7 protein-coding genes are annotated in these 6528 nt (G+C 71.0%); 2 read left to right on the forward strand and 5 right to left on the reverse strand.

Features of this window, described 5'->3' with window-relative positions:
* Nucleotides 1-275, reverse strand: a 275-nt coding sequence (locus RMO04_RS17125) for a P1 family peptidase (RefSeq protein WP_309645978.1), incomplete at its 3' end; no start/stop codon positions are given.
* A 78-nt stretch (nucleotides 276-353) separates the two neighbouring features.
* Between RMO04_RS17125 and ggt the strand changes: the two genes are divergently transcribed.
* Nucleotides 354-2069 (forward strand): gamma-glutamyltransferase, encoded by a 1716-nt coding sequence (ggt, locus tag RMO04_RS17130; RefSeq protein WP_405041515.1) that lies wholly within the window; start codon nucleotides 354-356, stop codon nucleotides 2067-2069.
* On the opposite strand, the gene RMO04_RS17135 is transcribed toward ggt, so the two are convergent.
* From RMO04_RS17135 to RMO04_RS17150, 4 genes are all read right to left on the reverse strand, one after another.
* Nucleotides 2066-3559, reverse strand: coding sequence for a HAMP domain-containing sensor histidine kinase (locus tag RMO04_RS17135; protein WP_309645980.1), 1494 nt, complete (start codon nucleotides 3557-3559; stop codon nucleotides 2066-2068). The genes ggt and RMO04_RS17135 overlap by 4 nt on opposite strands.
* 67 nt (nucleotides 3560-3626) lie before the next feature.
* Nucleotides 3627-4667, reverse strand: coding sequence for a quinone-dependent dihydroorotate dehydrogenase (locus RMO04_RS17140; protein ID WP_309645981.1), 1041 nt, complete (start codon nucleotides 4665-4667; stop codon nucleotides 3627-3629).
* Nucleotides 4664-5005: a DUF952 domain-containing protein gene (locus RMO04_RS17145; RefSeq protein WP_309645982.1), complete on the reverse strand. Its 342-nt coding sequence runs from the start codon at nucleotides 5003-5005 to the stop codon at nucleotides 4664-4666. The genes RMO04_RS17140 and RMO04_RS17145 overlap by 4 nt, the downstream gene beginning before the upstream one ends.
* A gap of 3 nt (nucleotides 5006-5008) precedes the next feature.
* The gene (locus tag RMO04_RS17150; protein WP_309645983.1) at nucleotides 5009-5500 is read right to left on the reverse strand and encodes a histidine phosphatase family protein; all 492 of its coding nucleotides are present in this window, start codon (nucleotides 5498-5500) and stop codon (nucleotides 5009-5011) included.
* Nucleotides 5501-5629: 129 nt separating this feature from the next.
* On the opposite strand from RMO04_RS17150, the gene RMO04_RS17155 reads away from it, so the two are divergent.
* On the forward strand, nucleotides 5630-6528 hold an 899-nt coding region (locus tag RMO04_RS17155; RefSeq protein ID WP_309645984.1), incomplete at its 3' end, for a homoserine O-acetyltransferase.

Raw genomic sequence — 6528 nt, forward strand, 5'->3', positions numbered from 1 at the left:
GCCACGCCGTCGGCGGCGGCCAGGCCGTAGACCGAGCCGCCCGACAGCACGATGGCGTCGATGGCCTCGACCAGGTTCTCAGGGCTGAGCGCGTCCGTCTCCCGCGTGCCCGGTCCGCCGCCGCGCACGTCGCAGGCCGCCACGGCGCGGGCGTCAGGCAGGATGACGCTGACCCCGGTCCGGACAGCGTCGTCATGGGCCTGTCCCACCCGCAAACCCGGCACATCGGTGATCAGGTTGCGCGATCCGGGCGCTGGGGCGGCTCTTTGGCTCATGAAGCACGCAAAGCACGGCTTGGCGTTTGTTGTCCACGCGCGGGTGGCTATGGTGCGCCTTTCCTCCCCCGCCCTTGCATGTGGTCATCCGTGTTTCAGCTCAATCGTTTCGCCGTTCTGGCGCTCGCCCTGTTGGCCTCGGCCTGCGCCACGGTCTCGCAAGAAACCGCCAGCCCCACGACCGGGCCCAAGGTCATGGTCGCCGCGGCCAATCCGCATGCGGTGGAGGCGGGGCTCAACGTTCTGCGCAAGGGCGGCTCGGCGGTGGACGCCGCGGTGGCGGTCCAGGCGGTGCTGGGCCTGGTGGAGCCGCAGAGCTCGGGTCTGGGGGGCGGCGCCTTCCTGACCTATTACGACGCCAAGACCCGCAAGGTGACCGCGTTCAACGGCCGCGAGACGGCCCCGGCCGCCGCGACGCCGCAGCTCTTCCTGGACGACGCGGGCAAGCCGATCGGCTTCCGTGACGCGGTGATCAGCGGCCGGGCCACTGGGACCCCGGGCGCGGTGGCCATGCTGGCCATGGCGCAGGGCGCGCACGGCAAGCTCGCCTGGAGCCAGCTCTTCGCCGACGCCGAGCGCCTGGCCGACCAGGGCTTCATCGTCAGCCCCAGGCTGGCCGGCATGATCGCCGGGTCGTTCCCCCAGGCCTCGACACCTGACGCCAAGGCCTATTTCACCAAGCCGGACGGCGAGCGCTACAAGGCCGGCGACCTGCTCAAGAACCCGGCCTACGCCGCGACCGTGCGCAAGATCGCCGCCGAGGGGCCCAAGGGTTTGCTGGAGGGCTCGATCGCCGAAGCCATCGTCGCCAAGGTCGGCGAGGGGCCGCGTCCGGGGACCCTCAGTCTCGCCGACCTCAAGGCCTACAAGCCCAAGGTCGGCCCCGCCGTCTGCCGACCCTACCGGGTCTATGTGGTCTGCGTGCCCGACAGCCCGTCCAGCGGCGCCGCCGTGCTGGAGGCCCTGGGCATTCTGGAGAACACCGACATCGCCACGCGCGGCCCGGACGATCCCCAGGCCTGGTACCTGTTCGCCCAGGCCAGCCGCCTGATGTACGCCGACCGCGACCGCTATTTCGGCGACGCCGACTTCGTCGAGGTGCCCGTCGCCGGCCTGCTGGATCCTGCCTATGTGAAGGAACGCGCCAAGCTGATCGGTGAGATCGCCGGTCCGGCCCCCGCTCCGGGCAAACCTCGCGGCGCCGGTGTGCGCGCTCCGGACGCCACGCAGGAACCCGCCGGCACCACCCACTTCGTCGTCGTCGACGCGGCCGGAGACGTCGTCTCGATGACCACCACGGTGGAGAGCATCTTCGGCACGGGGCGGATGGTCGGCGGCTTCTTCCTCAACAACCAGCTCACCGACTTCTCGTTCTCGCCGAACAACACCGACAAGACACCAGCGGCCAACGCCGTGGCGCCGGGCAAGCGGCCACGCTCGTCCATGGCGCCGACGGTGGTCACCGACCGCCAGGGCCGCTTCGTGGCCGCCGTCGGCTCGCCAGGCGGCAACGCGATCCTGGCCTATAATCTCAAGGCCCTGGTGGCGGTCCTCGACTGGAAGCTGACGATCCAGCAGGCGCTGGACCTGCCCAACCTGATCGCGCGGGGCGACAGCTTCGCCTCCGAGCCCGCCAAGTACGCGCCGGGCGTGGTCGACGGCCTGGCGGCCAAGGGCGTCAAGTTCACCGGCTTCGGGGGCGAAGGCTCGGGCCTGCACGGCATCGTCGCCACGCAAAACGGCCTGGAAGGCGCCGCGGACCCCCGCCGCGAGGGCGTGGCCAAGGGCTACTAGGTCTCCGGGTTCTTCGCCCGCCGTCTCGGCGCCTTCAGCCTCGGCGGCGCGCCTGGCAGCCGCAGCTCGAACACCGAGCCCTCCGCGCCGGTCTGGGCCAGCGCCAGGTCGCCGCCATGGCCGACCGCCAGCTCGCGGGCGATGGCCAGGCCCAGACCCGCGCCGCCCGGCCGAGTGGACCCCGCGAAGGGCTGGAACAGGCGCTCGCGGGCGCGCTCGGAGACGCCCGGTCCGTTGTCGGCCAGGTAGATCAGGCTGGCGCCGTCTTCCTGGGCCAGGGACACCTGAACCTGGCCGGGCGTCGTGCGCCCCTCCTGCTGCTCCACCGCCTCGCGGGCGTTGCGCAGCAGATTGACCAGGATACGGTGCAGCTGGTCGGGATCGGCGTTGACCTGGTCGGCAGGATCGACGCCGGAGATCAGGCGCATGCGCTCGTCCGAGAACCGCGCCTCCTCCGCGGCGATCTCCAGCGCCTGGGCCAGCAGCATGGGCCGCACATCGGGCGCGGCCTCCTGGGTCTTGCCGTAGGTCAGGACGTCGGTGGCCAGGGTCACGGCGCGGTCCAGGGCCCGCTCCAGACGCGGCAGGGCCTGGGTCACCTTGGGGTCCTTCAGCGCCGCAAGCCGTTCCGACGCGATCTGGGCGCTGGTCAGCATGTTGCGCAGGTCGTGATTGATCTTGGCCACCGCCTCGCCCAGGGCCGCCAGCCGGGCGCGGGAGGCCAGGGCCGTGCGCAGTTCGCCCTGCATCCGGTCCAGCTCCACCTCGGCGCGACCGATCTCATCGCGGCGGCCGGAGGGCTCGACCCGCGACGCCATGTCCTCCGGGTCGGCGGCGAACCGCTCCATGGACCGGGTGATCCGCTGCATGGGCCGGACCAGGAAGACGTTCAGCGACAGATAGACCAGCCCGCCGGCGAAGGCCGAGACGAAGGCCATGACCGCGAGCAGCCGCCAGAGATAGCGCTTGAGCTCCGCCTTCAGCGCGGCGTCCGGCGCCACGACCTCGATGAACTGTGCGTCGTAAAAGCGCGGCTCGGCGATCACTCGGACCATGCGCCCCTCCTCGCCGCCGGACAGCGTCTGGAACGGCGCCGACAGCCAGGAGCCGAGCGCCCGGTCGCGCAGGTCCACCAGATAGGGCGGGCGGGCCAGGCGGGGACCGGGGACCTTCAGGAACCGGTTACCCTCATTGTCGAGGATCGCGACAGTCTGGACGCCGGCCCCGGCGCGCAGTTTCGAGGACAGAGCCTCGCTCATGACCTGGTCAGGGTCGACGTCGGTGGCCAGGGAGGCGAGTTCGGCGGCCCGCACGCGGTCCAGCAGCCACTGCTCCTCGAAGGCCGCCAGGGCCGCGGGCACGGCCATGGCGCCGGCGCCGGCCACGAACAGGACGGTGAGGATCAGCAGACGCGCCGAAAGTCCGCCGGGCCAGAAGAAGCGGCGCCCGGACGACCTGTTGGGCGGCTGGGGAAGGAGGGCGTCCGCCATGACGACTCCCCCGTTACTTCACTGAGAACGGTTCGGCAACGAATGGCGCCCGCGAAGGGAGGTCCGATCAGCCGGCGCCCACAGCCTGCGCGACGCTGGTGAAGCCCTCGGCGCGTAGCCGGGCGGCCAGGTCGCGCTTGATCCGGATCACCAGGCCAGGTCCGCCGAACACCATGGCGGAGTAGAACTGAACCGCTTCCGCCCCGGCCCGGATCTTGGCGTAGGCCTCGGCGCCCGAGCCGATCCCGCCCGCGCCGATCAGGGCGGTTCGTCCAGCCGCCGCCTGGCGGAACCGGCCCAGCATCTGCGTCGATAGGTCCGTGAGCGGCGCGCCCGAAAGCCCTCCGGCTTCGGTCGCGTGGGGCGATCTCAAGGCCGGCCGGGTGATGGTGGTGTTGGAGACGATGATCCCAGACAGCCCGTTGGCGACCACCGCCTCGACGATGGCCTCGACCTCGCCGTCCTCCAGGTCGGGCGCGACCTTCAGGAACATCGGGACCTTGGCGTCCGCGGGGAGGCTGTCGCGCGTCGCGGCCAGGCGGCCCAGAAGCTCCTCGAGCGCGGCCTTGGTCTGCAGGGCGCGCAGGCCCGGCGTGTTGGGCGAGGAGATGTTGATCGTGAAGTAGGAAGCCAGGCCCCAGAGCCGGGTCAGGCCGGTGACGTAGTCGCCGATCCTATCCTCGGCGTCCTTGTTGGCGCCGATGTTGGCCCCGACGATCCCCGGCCCACGGCGGGCCAGCCGGGCGGCGAAGGGCTCCAGGCCCTGGTTGTTGAAGCCCATGCGGTTGATCACCGCCCGGTCCTGCGTCAGCCGGAACAGGCGCGGGCGTGGATTGCCGGCCTGGGGCAGCGGCGTGACCGTGCCGCACTCCACGAAGCCGAAGCCGGCGGCCAGCATGGGACCGAACACCTGGGCGTTCTTGTCGAAGCCGGGCGCCAGGCCCACGCAATTGGGCAGGGCCAGGCCGGCGACGCTGGTCGCCAGGATCGGATCGTCGGCGTCGGCATGGGGGCCGAGGCCTGCCTGCAACGCCCGAATGGTCAGGGTGTGGGCGTCCTCGGGATCGAGGACGTGCATCGCGCGCGCGGCCAGGTCGTGCAGCGTCATGACGTCAGGTCCAGACTGGGGACGCCCTCGGCGCCCAGCGCAGCCTCGGTGACGCCACGCACCAGCGAGGCGCCCAGAGGACCGTAGAGATGCGGGAAGAGGTCGCCGCCGCGCGAGGCTTCCCAGCGCAAGGCCTCACCCAGGTCGTCGGCCTCGACCTCCAGGACCACAAGGTCCGGCTGGCCCGCGAAATGGCGCCGCGCGGTCTCGCCCGCCTGGGCGGCCGTCGAGAAGTGGATGAAGCCGTCGAGACGGTCGACCGCCGAGCCCTCGAACGCGCCCGCGGCCTGGGCTCGCGCCCACTCGGCCCGCGTCAGGATCTTGTAGATTCGACCCACCGTTCAGTCCTTGGGGAAGAAGAGGCCGTCATAGGAAGGCCGGCCCGCCGCATCGAACAGGAACACCGCCGCCGCCGCAGGCGGGAAGGCGCCGTGGGCGCGGGCGATCAGGGTCTGGGGCGCCGAGCCCTCGGACAGCAGGCGGATGGTCAGGTCCTGCAGGCCCGGATTGTGCCCGACGATCATCACCGTGCCGGAGGTCTCCCCCGCCGCCTCGGCCATGTCGCGGACGGTCGATTCCTCGGCGTGATAAAGCGAGCGCTCGACCCGGAACGCCGCGTTCGGGAAGGACGACGCCGCCGCGGCCCAGGTTTCCCGCGTCCGCGCAGAGGGCGAGATCAGCACCAGGTCGGGGATCAGGCCCAGGTCGGCCAGGCGCGCGGCCATGGCGGCCGATTCGATGACGCCACGGTCGGCGAGCTTGCGATCGAAGTCGTCGCCGCTCTCGGAATCGCGCTCGGCCTTGCCGTGCCGCAAGAGGATCAGCCGGTCCATGAACGCTACGCCGCGCCCCCCTACTCGCGAACGCCCTCAAACGCGCCGCTCACAAAAGTCTCATAGCGGCGTCCGGCGCAGACGCGAAGCGGTTGACAGCGATTGAGCGAAACGGTCTTCAAGGCGCCGATGAACGCGGTGGTGATCCCGACAGGCGAGACCGGCGGCGGGACACACCGTTTTCCCGCCGAGAAGCCCTTGCGCCTGGACTCTGGCGCCCTGCTGTCGCCCCTGGAGATCGGCTACAAGACCTACGGCGCGCTGAACGACGACAAGTCCAACGCCGTGCTCGTCTGCCACGCGCTCACCGGCGATCAGCACGCGGCCTCCATCCATCCCGTGACCGGCAAGCCCGGCTGGTGGGAGCGGGTGATCGGCCCGGGTCTGCCGCTGGACCCGGACCGCTATTTCATCATCAGCACGAATGTCGTCGGCGGCTGCATGGGCTCCACCGGCCCCGGCTCCATCGACCCAACCACGGGCAAGCCCTACGCGCTGTCCTTCCCGATGATCACCATCGCCGACATGGTCCGCGCCCAGGCCATGCTGGTCGAGGCGCTGGGGATCGAGAGCCTGTTCGCCGTGGTGGGCGGCTCCATGGGCGGGATGCAGGTCCTTCAGTGGGCGGCTGACTATCCCGAGCGGCTCTACTCGGCCATCTGCATCGCCGCGGCGGCGCGCCATTCGGCCCAGAACATCGCCTTCCACGAGGTGGGCCGCCAGGCGATCATGGCCGATCCCGACTGGCGCGGCGGGGACTATGAGATCCAGGGGGTGCGCCCGGAAAAGGGGCTGGCCGTGGCCCGCATGGCCGCCCACATCACCTATCTGTCGGAGACGGCCCTGCAGCGGAAGTTCGGCCGCGAACTGCAGCGCGACGGCCTGTCCTGGGGGTTCGACGCCGACTTCCAGGTGGAGAGCTATCTGCGCCACCAGGGCGCCAGCTTCGTCGACCGCTTCGACGCCAACTCCTACCTCTACATCACCCGGGCGCTGGACTATTTCGACCTGGCCGGCGGCCATGGCGG

Origin of the sequence: Phenylobacterium sp., from assembly GCF_031412415.1 — a bacterium.
Lineage (GTDB): Bacteria > Pseudomonadota > Alphaproteobacteria > Caulobacterales > Caulobacteraceae > Phenylobacterium.